Here is a 16,945-nt window from a genome sequence, read left to right on the forward strand (position 1 = left end):
CTAGTAGACCTCTTGCGAAAGTGGTGGTCTAAACTGGCAGCGTGGAGCGAGACCGTCTGACACGCACGCTGAAGATGAATCGCAAGCAGTTTCGTCGACGCACCGGGGTTTACCCGGAAACCTTTGCCGAGATGGAAACGGTGCTTGCACAACGGGAAGAACGGAAAAAGAAATCTGGCCGCCCAGCCGCGCTCAGCGTGGCTGAACAACTCCTGATGACGCTGGAATTCTGGCGTGAGTACCGTACCTTCGCACACCTGGGTGACGACTGGGGCGTGCATGAAACCACCGTGCACCGCACGGTGGAACGCGTGGAAGCGGCCTTGATTGGCAGTGCGCGGTTCCAGATGCCCAGAAAACGCGTATTTCAGGAAGCGCAGCTCGTCTACAGCATCGTCGCCGTCGATGCTTCTGAAGTGCCGTGTGAACGGCCCAAAAAAAACAGCGCCGCTGGTACAGCGGCAAGAAAAAACGCCATACCCTGAAATTTCAGCTGCTGATCTGCACCGTGACTCAGCGCATTCTGGGCACCGCCACGAGCGCGGGGGCCGTTCATGACCTGAAACTGTTCCGTCAGTCGGGCGTGCGACTGCCCAACGATACCGCCCTGATCGGGGATGCCGGGTACCAGGGACTCTGGCGGAGCCACGGGCAGGCCATCACCACCCATAAGGCGACGCGTGCGTCGCCCCTATCCGCGGATCAGCGCCAAGAAAACCGCGTGCTCGCCTATACCCGGCAGGGCATTGAGCATGTCATTCGCCGGATGAAAATCTTTCGTGTCCTGAAGGGCATCTATCGCCATCGGCGGCGTCGGTTTGCCCTTCGAGTTCAGCTGATCGCTGCGCTCTGCAACCTGACCCGCGCACGTCCCGCCTGACTTTCGCAAGAGGTCTAGTCAATGCTGAGTCGGCACATCGAGCGGTGGTCGCTAGCGTTTCGTCCGCTGGTAAGGCTCGATTAACTCAACAACACTGAAGAGATTATTTTCAATCATGGATGCTTCAAATTCAACATAAGAATCACCCACACTCGCTCCTACAGCCGCCGACCAAAATTCACTTACCCAAGATTCCTCCACTTCCTCTGATTCACTCTCCAAGATCGCCACCGTGGTTCGTATGGGCATGACATAGTCAGGATTCAAAGTTGGAATGGGAATTCGAATCCGAAAACTCTCGCTATCTGTCGCTACGTAGTTGCCCACCGCCTCAACTCTATAGATAGGCGTGACTAGGTTGTTGTAGCGGTCAGGCAGAGGAACGTCCAACGTTTGAGGATCGATCCTGCTGATCTTAAGTTCTGCGGACTGTTGGTCTGCTGTTTCCCATTGTTCAGGGGAAACAACCTGCACACCGTCTATCCCGGTGATCGTCATTCCAGGTTTGATCGTGTACGTCGCGGTGACAGGCGTCTTATTGATGCTGGCCACGGGTTTTCCCTGCTGTGTCTGGGTGAACTCGCCTCCTGTCATGATGCCGGCGATCTCCGTGTCCTGCGGTTGTGGCACCGCGACAGCCGATGATCTAACTCCAGTTTGGCCTTCGTTGGACGAGAACCCGAAGATAAGCGCGAACAGAAATGGCGCCATCAGCGTCCATACCTCAGGTCTCAACATAGGGCACTCTACCGTCAGACACGTATGCAAGTGGTGGCCCAGGCTCATGGGAGGTCAGACCCTATCCAAAGCCTATTAGCAACGTTGGAGGGATTAGTCAACCCCTATTCGCGGTGAGTCCATCAAACGCTGAGCGGGAGAGATGCTGTACTGCTTGACCCTTCAGGCAACTTCGCCTCTCTTCCCCTACCGGATCCTGTACGTTGAAGCCCCCGAAAGCGGTCGCCACAAGATGCGCCATCTGCTGAAAGGGTCTGGGGAGCCGCTTTGTCTACTTACTCTGCTCAACTGCCGCCTGAGTCCAACTTCACTGACCTGCATGCCCTTGAGCCGCTCCTGGCCCAGCTGGGAGCCTTGGCCGAACGTTACACGCCCGACGACCCCAACACCGCCCTGCTCAAGTTGAGGCAGTACGGCGAACTGGTCTCGCGGGTGGTGGCGGCCCGCTCCGGGCAGCTCCTTACCGAAGACGAAACCCAGCAAGCCCGCTTGTCACGGCTGCGGCGCGAAGGCATCTTGCCGCAGGAAGTCTGGCAACTGCTGACCGAACTGCGGCGCAGCGGCAACGAGGCCAACCATGAATTCACGGGTGAGCGCGAACAGGCCGCCAACCTGCTGAAGTTTGCCTGGATTGTCGGCGTGTGGTTGCTGCGAACCTTTCAGGATGCGGAATACGTGCGGCACGAGTTTGTGGAGCCGCAACGGAAAGATGAGGCGGGCGAATTGCGGGCGCTCCTAGCAGAAGCAGAACAGGCCCGCGAAGCTGCTGAACGCCGTCTCGCCGAACAGCAGGCACAGGCTCCCCGTGACGCTGCCCCGATTGTGGCTGCCGCAAGCCGAGCCGCCAAACACCTTGATTTAGACGAAGCCCAGACCCGGCAACTGATTGACGCGCAACTGCGGGCTGCTGGGTGGGACGTTGATACAGTTCATTTCCGTTACTCGAAAGGCACGCGCCCGACCAAGGGCCGGAACATCGCTATTGCCGAGTGGCCTTCCAGCAGTGGCCCTGCTGACTACGCCCTCTTTGTGGGGCTGACCCCCGTGGGTGTCGTAGAAGCCAAGCGGATCAAGAAGGCCGTCATGGGCAGTCTGGAGCAGGCGGCCCGCTACAGTCGGGGCTTCAGCTTGGACTTGGCAGGCCTGACCCTGCCGCATGGCCCGTGGGGAATGGGAGACAGCGCCTACCGGGTGCCGTTCTTATACGCCACCAATGGGCGGCCCTATCTCGCACAGCTCAAAACCGAGAGCGGCATTTGGTTCCGGGATGCGCGGCGGGCGGTGAATCCCAGCCATCCTCTCCCCGCGTGGCACCGCCCCCAGGACTTGCTGGCGATGCTCGAGCAAGACACCGCTGCTGCCGATGAACGTCTCAAAACCGAGCCGCTGGAATATGAGGTGGGCTTGCGTCCCTACCAGAAAGAGGCGATCAAGGCAGTGGAAGGAGCCATTGGCGAGGGGCGGCGTGAATTGCTTCTAGCGATGGCGACAGGGACGGGCAAAACCAAAACGGCCGTGGCGCTGATCTACCGCCTGCTCAAAGCGGGCCGCTTCCGGCGAGTCTTGTTTCTGGTTGACCGGGAGACGCTGGGCAAGCAGGCCGGAGACGATTTCAAGATCACGCGGCTGGAAGGCACTCGCACCTTTGCCGATACCTTTAACCTGACTGCCATTGACGACGGCCCGGCAGATGAAACCACCCATGTCCATGTCACCACCGTGCAGGGCATGGTGCGACGCGTGCTGGGCGGTGCGGGCGACGGCCCGCCTGTCGGTCAATACGACCTGATCGTGGTGGACGAGGCGCACCGGGGCTACACGCTGGACAAAGAACTCAGCGACGTGGAATTGGGCTGGCGCAACGAAGCGGATTACGTCTCCAAATATCGGCAGGTGCTGGAGCATTTTGACGCCGTAAAAGTGGCGCTGACCGCTACTCCTGCGCTGCACACCACCCAGATTTTCGGCACACCCATCTACGCCTACACCTACCGGGATGCGGTGCTGGACGGCGTACTGATTGACCATGAACCGCCCATCGTGATTCAAACGGAACTGGGGCAAAGCGGCATTCACTGGAAGCAGGGGGAACAGATTCAGACCTACACCCCCGGTGACGACGCGGTGAGCCTCTACCAGGCGCCCGACGACATCGGCCTTGACCTCGATGCCTTCAACCGCCGCGTGATTGCCGAAGGCTTCAACCGGGCCGTCTGTGCGGAGCTGGCCGCGCAACTGAACCCGCACGGCCCTGAAAAAACCCTGATCTTCTGCGCCAATGACCGCCACGCCGACGATGTGGTGCGGCTGCTGAAAGAGGCGTTCCGAGCGGTGTACGGCGAACTGGACGACAGCGCGGTGGTCAAGATCACGGGGGCCAGTGACCGCCCCAACGACCTGATTCGGCACTACCGCAACGAAACCTTGCCCAGCGTGGCCGTGACGGTAGACCTGCTCACCACAGGCATTGACGTGCCCCGCATCAGCAACCTCGTGTTTTTGCGGCGGGTGGGCAGCCGAATCCTGTTTGAGCAGATGTTGGGCCGGGCCACCCGCCGCGCGGACGACATCGGCAAGACCACCTTCCGCATTTATGACGCGGTCAAGGCGTATGAAGCCGCTGCGCCGTTTTCCACCATGCAAGCAGTCGTCCAGCAACCGAAGCGCACCTTTGCGGGACTGGCACAGGACATGCATGCTGCGCCTACCACTGCCGCCCGCGCCCTCCTGCGCGATGAACTGGTCGGCAAGCTTCAGCGCATCAAAACCCGCTTGACTCAGGCGGCCCGTGACACCTTTGAAGGCGAGACGGGGTTCACGCCGGAAGCCTACCTGACCCACCTGCGAACCCTATCGCCTGATGCTTTGCCCGCTTTCGTCGCAGGACACGCCGCCGTGATGGGCGTGCTGGATACAGGCCGTACCGGGAGCGGTCAACCTATCTTCATCAGTGATCATGACGATACGGTGGTGTCAGTGGTGCAGGCTTATCCCGGCGGCGTGCGGGCCGAAGACTACCTAAGCGCTTTTCAGACCTATGTACAACAGCACCGAGATCAGATTCCCGCGCTCCTGACGGTGCTGACTAAGCCCAGTGGACTGACCCGCGACAGCTTGCTAGCGTTGAGACGTCAACTGGACAATGAGGGGTTCAGCGAAGTGGCACTGCAACGCGCTTATGCCAGTGTGCGGCAGGTGGACGCGGCAGCCAGCATCATCGGCTTTATCCGTGCCGCCGCTGAAGGCGAAGCCCCACAACCTTTTGGCGCTCGTGTGGACGCGGCCCTGTCCCGCCTGCTCGGATCGCGCCCGTGGACACCGCCGCAAAAGCAGTGGCTCACCCGCTTGGCCGCACAACTGAAGGCTGATGGCCTGTTAGATTCCGCGCAGCTGGATGATCCCAGTCATCCAGTCAAGCAGCAGATGGGCGGGTTTGAGCGCCTCAGCAAAACAATATTCGGCGGCGAGTTGCCTTTGATCCTGACCCAGTTGCAGGAAGGGGTCTGGGCGCGTCACCTCACATGAACCTGAGGTCGCCGCGCCCTAGATGTAGTGTGTACAGGGTTCCGAAGTCAATTATTGACGGAGTGCTTTTTCTGGGGTCAGCGGGCGCAAGATAGCTGTGCGGCTGGCATTGTCCATCAATACCTCTACCCATCCAATCGTTTCGCTTCGATCCGTTGTTTTGGTTACCACATTCAGCTGCGTAACTGTAACCCGCATTTGTTGGCTGTCGGCGGGAAACTTGATCGTGACGTCCTTGCCCCACTGCAAAGGCTGGCTGGGCAGCGCCACTTCAGCCTGCTCAACTACGTTTTTAATAACGTTGTACTGCACCGAGACGCTGACCTTCCCTCTGGCGTCAAAAATTATCGTTTTTGAACCGGCAAACGGCACAGAAACCTTGACGCATTGCCCGCTGTTTTTAACATTCCCACTGAGCGTGAACTGAGTATCAGTGCGACTGGTTAGGCCTGTGTAGGTCGAGCTTTGCCGTACATCCGGCGTCACTTGTGGTGCTGACTCTGGATCAAGCTGCCAGCCATTAGGAACCACAAACAGAAAATCTGTTCGGCGTTCGCCTGCACAATGTGAATTCTCATCTGATCGAGAGTCACTGAGCGTTTGCCTCTCGACACGGGTTTTAGGAACGACCATCACAGCTTCCACTGTTCCCAAAGCCGCCGGCAGGACGGTAATATTGGTAATGTAATTTTGCAGTTTTGGTGGAGACTTGAAAAAAAACCCTTGGACTTTGTCCCAAAGCGTTTTGGTGCGAAAAAAAGAGACTTCGCCTGCCAAGACAGTTGGTTGCGCTACCTTGCCTTGAAGAGGGCAATCAAAAGTAACTTCGTTATTCGTAACCACTTTGGGCCGACACTCTTGATCCGCGAGAGTCATGAATGGCGTTGATAACCCAATATTGACCCCTTTGAATGTCAAATCAAACGATTCTGTTCCTTCTCCTGTGCGGGCAACGAACGCCGGAGTCGTTTCTTGAAGCAGAGGGATTTGCTTGCCACCTGGCAGCAGAGTGACAATATTGCTGGCATTCCTGACCAGTGTATTGAGTTGTGTAACGGTATTGCTTGTCCACGCTTGACCCGTTTTCATCAGACTATAAGCGTCGGCGAAGAGATTGCGCTCCGCCAGTGTCAGATCTCGCACCAATTTGCCTTGGCGGGCGTCAGCGACGAGATCAAGTTGGTTGATCAAGGCAGTTGCTGCGCCTTGACCGAAAATAATAGTGCCGTTGAGACGAGCAGCTCCGGTATTGATGGTGGACTCAAACCCCTCCCTGATCTGCTCGACAGCGTCACTTACCGGACTCGCACCGAGCGCCGCTGGGATCATTTGGGCTTGGGCTGAGTTGGTGACCAGAACCAGAGTCAACATTGCCAATGTGCTGAAAAGCTTCATAGTTCCCTCCTAGAACAAGTGTGTCGTCCTGTCCTGATGCCACTCTAGGAACGGGCAGTGACCGTACCGTGACCGCTCCACCTCCGCAGGTTGCTCTCGTCAATGACGCGCGCTGTGGACAGCCTGAATGATCCCCTCAAGCAGCAGATGGGCGGCTTTGAGCGCCTGAGCAAGACTGTGTTTAGCGGTGAGCTGCCCTTGATCCTGACCCAATTGCAGGAAGGGGTCTGGGTGCGGGCGTAAGGCTGGGCAAATCTGCACGGCACGAGGTCAGGGATTGCATAGCATCAGGCCATGACTCTAAACGCCTGTGCAATGACGCTGCTGCTGGCAGGTGCCGGCCTCGCCTCCGGCCAATCCCGCGTGCTGTTCGACAATCGCCTGCCTGCGCCTGAGCCTCGTATCACCGAATCCGAGCGGGGGCGTATTGAGTATTTGGCCGAGCAAGCGGCGCAGCTGGGTTCGTGGGACGAAGAAGATTTTCGGCCTTCGGAGTATTGCGACGGCAAGGATTTTGCCATCAATGGAGTCGCGCCCGGTGCCTTTACCGCTAAGGGCGTGCAGCAGACCGCCTACCTCTACACCTACTGCTATTTCCGTCCGGGCTGGAAGCAAGGTCTGGTGATTCTGCAAAAAAATGAAATAGTCGCCCACTACGTGTTCACGGCCCTTTCGCACAACCTTTACGCAGTAAAGGACATTAACCAAAATGGGTTTACCGAACTGGCCTTTGAGGGCGGCTTCACTGGGCAGGGATACACCTCAGGCTACGTGGAGGTCGCTGAGTTGAAACCTCAGCGCCGCTATATGGCTACGTTCAACTACAACACAAAACAGCAAGTTTATGAGGACAATTGCGGGGCTGTGGAATCGGGCGGAACGTGGCAAAGTCTGGTCATTCGCGTGACGCCCGCTCCGACGCCCAAGTACACGGCACAGACCATCAGTGGCAGCTGTGAACAGCAGCGTGTAGCAACCAAAGTCGGCAGCATTCGGCCCATCACTGTGAAGGCTGCGCCGACGGGTTGGACACCCGCGCCGCTGAAGTAATGGCCCGCCGCGCTGGATTTGAGGCACAATCAGCTCTATCCATGACCCGCACCCACGATATTGTCCAGAAGCTCTGGAACCTGTGCAACGACCTGCGTGACGACGGCGTGACCTACCACCAGTACGTTACCGAACTCACGTATCTGCTGTTCTTGAAGATGGCCAAGGAAACCGGGCAGGAACACCAATTGCCCGAAGGCCGCCGCTGGCAAGACCTGAAGGCCAAGAGTGCCCCCGAACGCCTCGACCATTACCGTCAGACGCTACTGGATTTGGGCAAGCACTCGGCCCCACTGGTGCGGATGATCTACACCGACGCCAGCTCCTTTATTCGCAAGCCTGCCACGCTGTCCAAGTTGGTGACCGACATCGACTCACTGGACTGGTACAGCGCCAAAGAAGAGGGTTTGGGCGACCTGTACGAAGGGCTGCTTGCCAAAAACGCAGGTGAGAAAAAGAGCGGCGCGGGCCAGTACTTCACGCCCCGGCCCCTGATCGATGCCATCGTGGCCGTGATGCAGCCCACCAGCGAAGACACCATCCAAGACCCGGCAGCGGGCACGGGCGGCTTCCTGATCGCCGCGCACCATTACATCACCGAGCATGAGGACGTGTACGGCTGGCCCGAAGTCAAGCAGCGCCAGTTCTTTGAAAATGCCTTTCACGGCATGGAACTGGTGCCCGACACGCACCGCCTCGCGCTGATGAACCTGATGCTGCATGGGCTGGCCAACGACCCCGAACGCAGCGGCATTCGGCTGGGGGACGCCCTGAGCGACGACCACAAGAAGATGGGCAAAGCCAGCCTGATCCTCAGCAACCCGCCCTTCGGCACCAAGAAAGGCGGCGGCACGCCCATCCGTAACGACCTGACCTTTCAGACCAGCAACAAGCAGTTTGCCTTCTTGCAACACATCTACCGCGCCCTGAAAACGCATGGCCGCGCCGCCGTGATCTTGCCCGACAACGTGCTGTTCGAGAGCGGCATCGGCAAACAGATTCGCGCCGACCTGATGGACAAGTGCAACCTGCATACCATCCTGCGCCTGCCCACTGGGATTTTTTACGCGCAGGGCGTGAAAACCAACGTGCTGTTTTTGACGAAAGGGCAAACCGAAAAGGGCAGCACCAAAGAGGTCTGGGTGTACGACATGCGGGCCAACATGCCCCAGTTCGGCAAGCGCACGCCGTTCACCCGCGATTACTTTGCCGACTTCGAGGCCGCGTTCGGCACTGATCCCTACGGTGGCCCGGATGCCCTCGCCGCACGTGTGGATACGGACGAGGGTGGCCGCTTTCGCAAGTACACCCGCCAGCAGATTACGGAGCGCGGTGACAGCCTCGATATCTCGTGGCTGAAGGACGACAGCGCCGAGCAGGGCGACTTGCCCGAACCCGCGCAACTGGCTGAAGAAGCCCTAACCGAGCTGGCGGGCGCGATGGAAGAACTGCGGGCCATCTTGCTGGAACTGGGCGAAGATCCCACTGTGCTGGAAGAAGCCGGGGTGCTGAGTTGAGCGCCGCACTTCTCTCGACACTGATGAGAGGTTTACCGCTGGCAGAGTTGGCCAGCAATGGCAGCGTGGACGTGCCCTGTTTGGGCCGCCGCCTGAGCCTCAATGACATCTCCGCCGATGTGCCCGTGTGAGTGAACTGACCTCAGCAAAGGAAGGCCTTGACCGTGACGATTGAACTGCAGATGGAACTGGATTTGGATATTGAGACTGTGCATGGGGAAGGCTTGCCGGAAGGGTGGGCGAAGACGACATTAGGTGAGGTCTGCTTTCGATTGGTTGACGGCTCGCACAATCCGCCCAAAGGTCAGTCAGAGGGTTTGCCCATGTTGAGTGCCCGTAACATTCAGAACAGCCGAATCAATTTCGAGGAATACAGATTAATTTCAGAGAAGGACTTTGAGCTAGAGAACCGAAGAACCAATATCAATATCGGAGATGTCCTGCTCACCATCGTCGGCGCAATCGGGCGTACCGCTGTTGTTCCAGAGGGCTTAGGGCGTTTCACGCTACAACGAAGCGTCGCAGTACTTAAGCCGCAGAATGTGGTGGCTAAGTATCTTGCTTACGTTCTTGACTCCCCCATCACGCAAACATTTTTTGAGGCTAATGCCAGGGGTACAGCACAGAAGGGCATCTACTTAAAAGCGTTGGCAGAAACCCCTTTCCCCCTTCCCCCTCTCCCCGAACAACTCCGAATTGCGGACAAGCTCGAGACCCTGCTCTCTCGCGTAGACGCAGGCCGGGAGCGGCTGGAGCGGGTGCCGAGGCTGATCAAGCGGTTCAGGCAAGCGGTGCTGAGTGCGGCAGTCAGTGGGGAGTTGACGAGGGAGTGGCGAGGGGGTGGGGATGCGGAGTGGGAAGAGACATCAGCCCAACAAGCGTTTTCCTCTGTACGTGATGGTACCCATGACACGCCGAAGTACGTCGAATTAGGCATACCTTTAATTACATCAAAAAATATTCGTAGTTGGGGATTAGATTTTGGTGACGTGAAGTACATATCTGAAAACGATCACTTGGAAATTTCAAAACGTTCAGCAGCTGATAAGGAAGACATACTAATTTCTATGATTGGGACGATAGGAAACGTATGCATTATAGATACGGATAATGTATTTAGCATAAAGAATGTTGGACTTTTCAAAAAAGGAATTCACAACTCTCGTTATTTAGAGATATACCTGAAGTCGCCTCAGTATCAAAATTTTCTCATAGCTGAGGCACGGGGGGGAACCCAAAAGTTTGTTTCTTTAGGGGTTCTTAGAAGTTCTCCAATTCTCCTTCCCCCCCTCCCCGAACAGCTCGAAATCGTCCGCCGCGTGGAATCGCTCTTTGCCTTCGCAGACCGCTTAGAGGCCCGTTACGCTTCGGCGCTTTCTTCCTTCAACCGCCTGACTCCTGCGCTGCTGGCCAAAGCGTTTCGGGGCGAACTGGTGGCTCAAGACCCCAACGATGAACCCGCGTTGGTACTGCTGGAACGCATCCGGGCACAGCGGGCGGCGACCACCCCCAAGGGCAAAAGCAAAACGCCTGCCAAAGCCAAAGTCGCGGCGGGTGGGGGCGAGTTAGGCGCGGAAGGCAAACGGCGTGGACGGCCACCCGGAGCGCAGGCAACGGCAGCACCCACCCCAACAGCGGCCAGCTACGATGAAGCGGTGCGGAAGCTGCAAGAACTGGGGCAAGCGCGGGCGGAGGGCACGCGGCAAGTCAGCTTGTTTGAAGACTAGGGAGGAACAATGAACGCACGCGAACTGCAAATGATCGTGGCCCGGCTGCCTGCCCCTCAACCCATCACCGACGCTTTTGAAGGCCGGGGCGAGGGCATTCATTTAAAGGGAAGCGGCGTGTATTCGTCGCAAAAAAGGCACCTGATAGGTTGGCTGGGAGAGTACGGCGGGGAAGGCGCATACAACCGCAAAAATCCCGGTAAGGATGCCCGGCATTTCTACACCCGTTTTCAGTGTGCGCCGGGCCTGCTCTGGTTGGCCGAAGCGTTGGGCGAAGACCCGGAAACGCTGGAACGGGGTGTCGAGGCCATTCGTGGTGCAGGCAAGAAGGATGCGGCCCAGTGTGGAGCCTTCCGCGCCGTCGTGCCGTGGGAACGCATCGCCGCGCTCATTGCCGCTAAAGCCAACCCAGAGGGAGCGTAGGGACGGGAACCAGAGCCGGTACAGTGGCCCATGACCCGTCCTGATCCTGTAGCCCTGCAAGGCAGCCTGCGGGCCTTCATCGCAGAGCACGACATCAAGCCTGATCCCCAGTTTTTTCATTGGCACAGTGGCGTATATGCGGTGCTGGATTGTGTCTTCAGCTCGCAGGCTGTCTACGAAACCACCGTGTTGCCCGCACTAAAACGCTTTGCCGTGAACAGTGGGCTAGAGGATCAACCGGGCCTGACCTTCACCGCGTTTGTGCAGGATGTAGACCGCTTCCCAGAGCCGCACCGCTTTGCAACATATGCCCGCGACGTGATGGGCAACAGCCAGCAACTTTCGGGCCAGACCAAAGTGCAGGTGGCCTACAACGTCTGCCAACGCTTCATCTCTCGCGGCTACAACACCAAAGCGGCGTTGCTGGCCGCCTTACCGCAGGGGAAGCCCGCAGACCCAGCGACAGAGACTCCGGCCACTCACAGCGCACTCGAAGAAATGGTGCTAGGCGAAATGATCAAGGATAGGTCACACAAAATCCGGGGGATGGGTGCGGCGTTGGGGCCGTACCTGCTGATGTCGCTAGGTGTAGAAGACTACGTGAAGCCCGATACGCTGCTGCTGCGCCTGCTGGGACGTGTCGGAGGCTGGCAACCCCGTGCAGGCCATCCCGGTGACCTCGCCCTGATCCAAGACACCGTGACCCATGTGGCAAAAGAGATGCAGACCAGCCCAGCGCGGCTGGACAACGCCTTGTGGCGCTACGAAAGCACGCTGCTGAGAGGGAAGGCAGGTAGGTAGCATGATGTAGTTCAGCTGTCCTAGAGAGGCCACAAATGCCAGCTCTAGAAGGTATAGGGCGAATTTTCTTCAAGCCGATCAGGTTCAGAATCTTCGCTGATAGAGAGCATGAAGAGCACTGTTCTGGCCTGTGCTTGTGATCATCCAAATAGCGCCTGCCGTCGGCGCTCAGCGCCATAGCCCTTCCTGAGACCTTCCCTGGTTGGCACGCGGCTCTGCAAGACGGCTCTCGGATGATCCGAACTGAATTACACCCGGCACAAAAATCCCCCCAAGACTGGGGGGCGTGCTCCGCTTCGGCTCACAGGGCGCTCGGCTCCTGCCTAGGCGTGCTGAAAGTGTGACAGGCGAACGCCGAGAGGATCAAGTCAGGGACGGGAAGTGACGTTCAACGTGAGGAGATGCCGGAGGGGCAGAGAAGCGTTCCCCCTAACGATTCCACTCAGCTTCCAGTGCCCCGCAGACGAGTGACAGGCAACGTCGTCGGACGCCGAGCATGCACTGCCCAGCCCGCAAAGACCAGCTGTTCTTCCTCATTGCCCAGCGTTAGCAGAAACGTCTCGTCATCCAGCACCACCGCGCTCTGGGCCTGATGCAGCCAGTCCAAATGCTCCTCATAGGTGCCCACCGCGTTGTTCGCCGCGATCAGCCAGTGGCCGATCCAATCGATCTCGCTTTGCCCTTCGGTCAGGGCGTCGCTCCACCCCAGCACATACCCAGCATCCAGCGCAAACAGTTCGGACGAGCCTTCCGGGATCAGGCCCGGCGGTACGCCCCGGCCCGCGGCGGTGATCACCCGGATGCCGTTCTGACGGCGACCAAACAGCGGCCCACTGCGGATCGCCCCCGGCGAATAGAAGTAGGCCAGCAGTTGGCGCTGGACTTCAGGCGTGAGATGCAGCGCCGAGGGAAGCTGTGCCTGGGCATCGGTGCGGGGATGGTAGTTGGTCAGACCCAAAAAACGCTGGCGAGCACGGGACACAGGCGCGCCGGAGAAGGCTTGGGAAGAGGCCATCAGGTGTGCCTAGGGAACGAACAGGGACTCACCGGCGGGGGGCAGAACTGGGGAATGCTATCGTTCATACGCTTCCTCACTGAAGTTGGGAAGTCAGAGGCGCGGCGATTCTTGACGGGAGAGCCGCGCCTGCTGCTGCCCAAAAGTTAGCAGGATCTCTCCATAGCATGCAAGCAGAATCTGTCTATGGTCAGCATGTGGTAACTTGAGACCATGACCGACGAGGTGAGGGCAGCCGTAAATGCCTACCTTCAGGAGCGCGGCATGAGCCGGGCGGATTTGGCACGGGCAGTAGAGCGCACGCCGCAGGAGATTACGCGGGCCCTAAACGGCGGCAAGAACGGCGGCTCGGTGTCGCCCCTGTGGATCGCCATTTTTCAGGCCCTTCAGCTCGAATTGACCGTTCAGGAACAGCAGGATTCAGACCACACCCCCTAACGCTGCGGCGACTTAGGGAGTGCGAGCGGGCCTTCCAGCACAGCATCAGACGACAACGGTGGTGTAATGATGAGGAGGGGGAGCGGCTTATGCCTGCACATGCAGTTCCATCTCGGCTTAAACTGACCCTATGTACGAGTCGGTCAAGCGCAAGGAGGCAACGTCGCCAGCAGTCTTGCCTCAGTGGTCTGTCCCGGCTCTGGTTGAGTCGCTGCCGAAGCCCACGGAGATCGTTCAGCGGGCGTTGACGGCCCATACCTTCCGGCCGATGACCGCTCAACGCCGTGCAGCACAGCCGGTCTTCCAAGCCAGCCAGTCCGAACAGGCTGAAGTGCAGCGACTCGCCACGGAGCAGCGCGCGATCCAGCGGCAGTTGGACACCCTGCCTCCCCTGCCCATCGGGGCCTTGTCTGCCGCCTTGCAACGCCAGCAGACTCCTGCCTCTCCGCCCTTGAAACCACAATCGCCTGCCGAGTGGGTGACCGTGATGCGTTTCCAAGCCGAGCAAGCCGAAGGCCGCTTGATGGACGTCCATCAAGCGGGGCAGTTTACGGCCCTGCAACGGCAGGTGGCGCAGGTCTTGCAGCAGGGCTACCGTCAAGACCGTCAGCCTCCAGCGGTGCGCCAAGCCCACTACGCTGAGCATTTAGTAGCGTTGCAACGTCATCCTGCCAGTGGACAGGTGGCCCGTGCAGTCATGGCGTTGATTCCTGCAGGCGAACGGCCTGCTCTGCAACGAGCAGTGGATGAAGCTCTGCAACGTCAAGCTCTCCAAGACGCTCAGGATCAGGCGGCCCTGACTCAGCAGACCCTACAGCGGAAGAAAACAGAACTGGAAGCCGAAGGCCTCCAACCCGTTCTGCAACGGATTCAAGCCCGACGTGGAGCCGGAAACCCATTGCCTGCTGCGATTCAGCGTCACCTCGAACAGGGGCTGAACCATGATCTTTCGCGCGTCCGCATCCATGACGATGCCGAAGCGGACAAACTCACAAAGAAAGTCAACGCCTTAGCCTTCACCACCGGCACAGATATCTATTTTCGCAGCGGCCACTTCAATCCCAATTCCCAAAGTGGCCTGGAACTTCTAGGACATGAAGTTACCCACACAGTGCAGCAGAGCAAGGGCAACGTCGGAGCAGGTGTTGATCCTGACGCAGGCTTGGAAAGCGAAGCCCGGCAGATGGGGCAGAAATTGGCCACCCTCCCCGTAAAACAGGCCCCCAATCCCCATGCGCCGGGGGTCTACACCCACTCAGCGGCTTTGAAGCGCGTGCAAACAGGAGCCGCGCACGCCCTCTCGCTCAAACCCTTGACCGATCTCCAGCCTACGTCCCTTCAGCGTCTGGGCAATCCCCTGACCTGGGTGGCTGATCAAGCCAAATCAGGCTTAGCCTCCGCCCTCACCAGGATTCCCGGCTATCGGGAACTGACGATGGCTTTCGGCAGGGATCTGGTCACCGGCAAAACGATGGCGGCCAATCCCAACGCCATTCTGGATGCCTTAGCAGGCTGGGTACCAGGGCCACTCAAAGACGTCCTCAAAGCCCTGAAGGAAACCGGGGCCATTCCCAAAGCGTGGGCTTGGTTCAAAGCGGAGCTCGGCAAACTCGACTTGGGTGGCGCACTGGGTGAAGTCGGCAAGGCCATGGGCAAAGCGGATCTGGGAGCCGCCAAGAGCGCCATCACCCGCCGGATCAGTGGCCTCAAAGCCCTGATCGTCGGCAGTGCTCATAAAATTGCCGAGATCGGCTTGACCGCTCTGACGGCAGGCTTAGGCCCAGTGGGGCAACAGGTCATTGCCAAGTTGCGAAGCAGCGGTGGTCTCATCCTGCAAGTCCTGAAGAATCCAGCCAAGTTTGCCAGTCATTTGCTCGGCGCTCTGAAAGGAGGCTTCAGCCGCTTTGCCCAGAATGCCCCCAAACACCTGCAGAACGGATTGGGGCAATGGCTCACCGGGGCCAGTGGCATTGCGTTCCCCGCTAAGTTGGATCTGCAAGGCGTATTCCTGACATCACTCAGTGTGATGGGCTTGACCTACCAAGCCATGCGGGGCCGCTTGGTCAAAAGCCTCGGAGCAAACGGCGAAAAACAAGTCCGCCAAGCGGAAGGCACGCTGGACACGCTGAGAACCCTCAAGGGTGGCATGCACAAAGCTTCCGAAATGAAAGCCAATCAGGGGGCTATCAGCAGCGAAGTCACGAGCAATCTGAAAACCGAAGTGACCAAAAGCGTGGTCACGGCGGGCATCACCAAAGTCGCCACAATGCTGATCCCCGGCGGCGGCTTCGTGAATGCCCTCATCGGAGCCTTCCGCAGTGTGCAGTTCCTCGTACAACAGGGCCAGCAGATCATGGGTGTGGTGACCAGTGCCATCGCCAGCGTGAGTGCCATCGCCGCAGGAAACATTGGGGCAGCCATTAGCGGGGTGGAAAGCACGTTGGCCCGCAGCATTCCAGTGGCGCTGGGCTTCTTGGGCAAAGTGCTGGGCCTTGGCAACTTGGGGGCCAAGATCAAGGCCGTCATCAACAAAGTGCGGGGCAAGTTGGATGGGGTACTCGATAAAGTGATAGGACGATTGAAAACTGCTGTTGCTCAAGTGACAGGGAAAACTCAGACGGGTACTCCTCCTGCCGATCACACCCGAGATACCCCCGCCAGTCGTGCTGTTAAAGCAAATGTACGCACCTACCTCTCTGGACGATTGCCTCAACAGGGAACAGCCAATGACATCAAGACGGTTCTCAAACAGGCGATGGAGCGGTTTAAGCCCCAAGGCCTCAAATCTCTGCGCACTCAGGCCCTGCGCCGAGGTCGATATCAGATTCAGGCCAGTGCTTCTCCTTACGAAAACGTGGGGCTGACTGATACCAAGATCATGTTTAACGCGGACGATCTAGAACTGATGACCCTTCGGCGTGGGGTGGCCCTGCGGGCGTCTATCAATGGCATCGAAATTCAGACGACCAATACACCCGGCAAAAAGGGTGAGCTGCCCAAACATGCCGAAGAAAACTTTGTTCAGAACGCAGAGCGGGTTCTCAAGCGGTTTAAGGGTCAGACCTCCGACGTCATCGTTCAGTTGTCCAGCAGTCCCTGCGGTGATCCAGGCTGTGACGCTGATCTTCAGAAGAAACTGCACAACTGCGCTTCTACACTTATTGCCTTTGCTGAGAGCAGCAGCATCAGATTGCGTGTTCAAATGCTTGGTCTCTATTCACCGAAGGTCAAAGGCGGCAAAGCTCTCTCCAAGGATGGGATTCGCCGCATGCTGGAACACGGCATCCGCGTTGAAACGTGGTCGCCAGAACAGGCCATTGCTCAATTGGAGGCGGAAATGGGGCCGCTTGACCCAGCGGTTGTTAAGTCGATTCAGTCCAAGCTGCGCAATATTATTAAGGAACTTGAGGCCCTCTCTGGACTCAACCTGAGGTAA

14 protein-coding genes are annotated in these 16,945 nt (G+C 58.4%); 11 read left to right on the plus strand and 3 right to left on the minus strand.

What is annotated here, in order from left to right; translation table 11 throughout:
* Window positions 1-41: 41 nt before the first annotated feature.
* Together SU48_RS01585 and SU48_RS01590 are read left to right on the plus strand one after the other, a co-directional pair.
* A complete protein-coding gene (locus tag SU48_RS01585; RefSeq protein ID WP_231881655.1) occupies window positions 42-485 on the plus strand; it encodes a transposase family protein in 444 nt (147 codons plus the stop codon).
* A gap of 8 nt (window positions 486-493) precedes the next feature.
* Window positions 494-880 carry a transposase family protein gene (locus SU48_RS01590; RefSeq protein ID WP_331710206.1) on the plus strand — a complete coding sequence of 129 codons (387 nt, stop codon included), beginning with the start codon at window positions 494-496 and terminating at the stop codon, window positions 878-880.
* Window positions 881-931: 51 nt separating this feature from the next.
* On the opposite strand, the gene SU48_RS01595 is transcribed toward SU48_RS01590, so the two are convergent.
* On the minus strand, window positions 932-1,618 hold the full coding sequence (locus SU48_RS01595) for a hypothetical protein (protein WP_064013714.1): 687 nt from the start codon (window positions 1,616-1,618) through the stop codon (window positions 932-934).
* Window positions 1,619-1,972: 354 nt separating this feature from the next.
* On the opposite strand from SU48_RS01595, the gene hsdR reads away from it, so the two are divergent.
* On the plus strand, window positions 1,973-5,143 hold the full coding sequence (hsdR, locus tag SU48_RS01600; RefSeq protein ID WP_197474666.1) for a type I restriction-modification system endonuclease: 3,171 nt from the start codon (window positions 1,973-1,975) through the stop codon (window positions 5,141-5,143).
* 51 nt (window positions 5,144-5,194) lie between these two features.
* Here the strand turns inward: hsdR and SU48_RS14030 are convergent, their stop codons facing one another.
* Window positions 5,195-6,538, minus strand: a complete 1,344-nt coding sequence (locus tag SU48_RS14030; protein ID WP_157451040.1) for a hypothetical protein — start codon at window positions 6,536-6,538, stop codon at window positions 5,195-5,197.
* A gap of 102 nt (window positions 6,539-6,640) precedes the next feature.
* Here SU48_RS14030 and SU48_RS14035 point away from each other — a divergent pair, with 102 nt between their 5' ends.
* The 6 genes from SU48_RS14035 to SU48_RS01635 all read left to right on the plus strand — a co-directional run bounded on the left by SU48_RS14035 (window position 6,641) and on the right by SU48_RS01635 (window position 12,056).
* On the plus strand, window positions 6,641-6,781 hold the full coding sequence (locus tag SU48_RS14035; protein WP_157451041.1) for a hypothetical protein: 141 nt from the start codon (window positions 6,641-6,643) through the stop codon (window positions 6,779-6,781).
* A gap of 51 nt (window positions 6,782-6,832) precedes the next feature.
* Window positions 6,833-7,588 (plus strand): hypothetical protein, encoded by a 756-nt coding sequence (locus SU48_RS01615; RefSeq protein ID WP_157451042.1) that lies wholly within the window; start codon window positions 6,833-6,835, stop codon window positions 7,586-7,588.
* A 41-nt stretch (window positions 7,589-7,629) separates the two neighbouring features.
* Window positions 7,630-9,105: a class I SAM-dependent DNA methyltransferase gene (locus tag SU48_RS01620; RefSeq protein WP_064013718.1), complete on the plus strand. Its 1,476-nt coding sequence runs from the start codon at window positions 7,630-7,632 to the stop codon at window positions 9,103-9,105.
* A gap of 164 nt (window positions 9,106-9,269) precedes the next feature.
* Window positions 9,270-10,832: a restriction endonuclease subunit S gene (locus SU48_RS13835; protein WP_157451043.1), complete on the plus strand. Its 1,563-nt coding sequence runs from the start codon at window positions 9,270-9,272 to the stop codon at window positions 10,830-10,832.
* A gap of 9 nt (window positions 10,833-10,841) precedes the next feature.
* Complete coding sequence (locus SU48_RS01630; RefSeq protein WP_064013720.1) at window positions 10,842-11,255, plus strand: hypothetical protein; 414 nt, start codon at window positions 10,842-10,844, stop codon at window positions 11,253-11,255.
* Between the two features lie 30 nt (window positions 11,256-11,285).
* Window positions 11,286-12,056: a hypothetical protein gene (locus tag SU48_RS01635; RefSeq protein ID WP_064013721.1), complete on the plus strand. Its 771-nt coding sequence runs from the start codon at window positions 11,286-11,288 to the stop codon at window positions 12,054-12,056.
* A gap of 442 nt (window positions 12,057-12,498) precedes the next feature.
* Here SU48_RS01635 and SU48_RS01640 read toward each other — a convergent pair whose 3' ends face one another.
* A complete protein-coding gene (locus SU48_RS01640) occupies window positions 12,499-13,038 on the minus strand; it encodes a hypothetical protein (protein ID WP_197474667.1) in 540 nt (179 codons plus the stop codon).
* A 246-nt stretch (window positions 13,039-13,284) separates the two neighbouring features.
* On the opposite strand from SU48_RS01640, the gene SU48_RS01645 reads away from it, so the two are divergent.
* Window positions 13,285-13,509 carry a hypothetical protein gene (locus tag SU48_RS01645; protein ID WP_064013723.1) on the plus strand — a complete coding sequence of 75 codons (225 nt, stop codon included), beginning with the start codon at window positions 13,285-13,287 and terminating at the stop codon, window positions 13,507-13,509.
* A 130-nt stretch (window positions 13,510-13,639) separates the two neighbouring features.
* The gene (locus tag SU48_RS01650) at window positions 13,640-16,945 is read left to right on the plus strand and encodes an eCIS core domain-containing protein (RefSeq protein ID WP_064013724.1); all 3,306 of its coding nucleotides are present in this window, start codon (window positions 13,640-13,642) and stop codon (window positions 16,943-16,945) included.

The sequence above is a fragment of the Deinococcus puniceus genome, assembly GCF_001644565.1.
GTDB classification, from domain to species: Bacteria; Deinococcota; Deinococci; order Deinococcales; family Deinococcaceae; genus Deinococcus; species Deinococcus puniceus.

Coding starts and splice junctions, on each gene's coding strand:
- SU48_RS01595 (WP_064013714.1), bottom strand. CDS start 1,618: ATGTTGAGACCTGAGGTATGGACGCTGATGGCGCCATTTCTGTTCGCG.
- SU48_RS14030 (WP_157451040.1), bottom strand. CDS start 6,538: ATGAAGCTTTTCAGCACATTGGCAATGTTGACTCTGGTTCTGGTCACC.
- SU48_RS14035 (WP_157451041.1), top strand. CDS start 6,641: ATGACGCGCGCTGTGGACAGCCTGAATGATCCCCTCAAGCAGCAGATG.
- SU48_RS01615 (WP_157451042.1), top strand. CDS start 6,833: ATGACTCTAAACGCCTGTGCAATGACGCTGCTGCTGGCAGGTGCCGGC.
- SU48_RS01620 (WP_064013718.1), top strand. CDS start 7,630: ATGACCCGCACCCACGATATTGTCCAGAAGCTCTGGAACCTGTGCAAC.
- SU48_RS01630 (WP_064013720.1), top strand. CDS start 10,842: ATGAACGCACGCGAACTGCAAATGATCGTGGCCCGGCTGCCTGCCCCT.
- SU48_RS01635 (WP_064013721.1), top strand. CDS start 11,286: ATGACCCGTCCTGATCCTGTAGCCCTGCAAGGCAGCCTGCGGGCCTTC.
- SU48_RS01645 (WP_064013723.1), top strand. CDS start 13,285: ATGACCGACGAGGTGAGGGCAGCCGTAAATGCCTACCTTCAGGAGCGC.
- SU48_RS01650 (WP_064013724.1), top strand. CDS start 13,640: ATGTACGAGTCGGTCAAGCGCAAGGAGGCAACGTCGCCAGCAGTCTTG.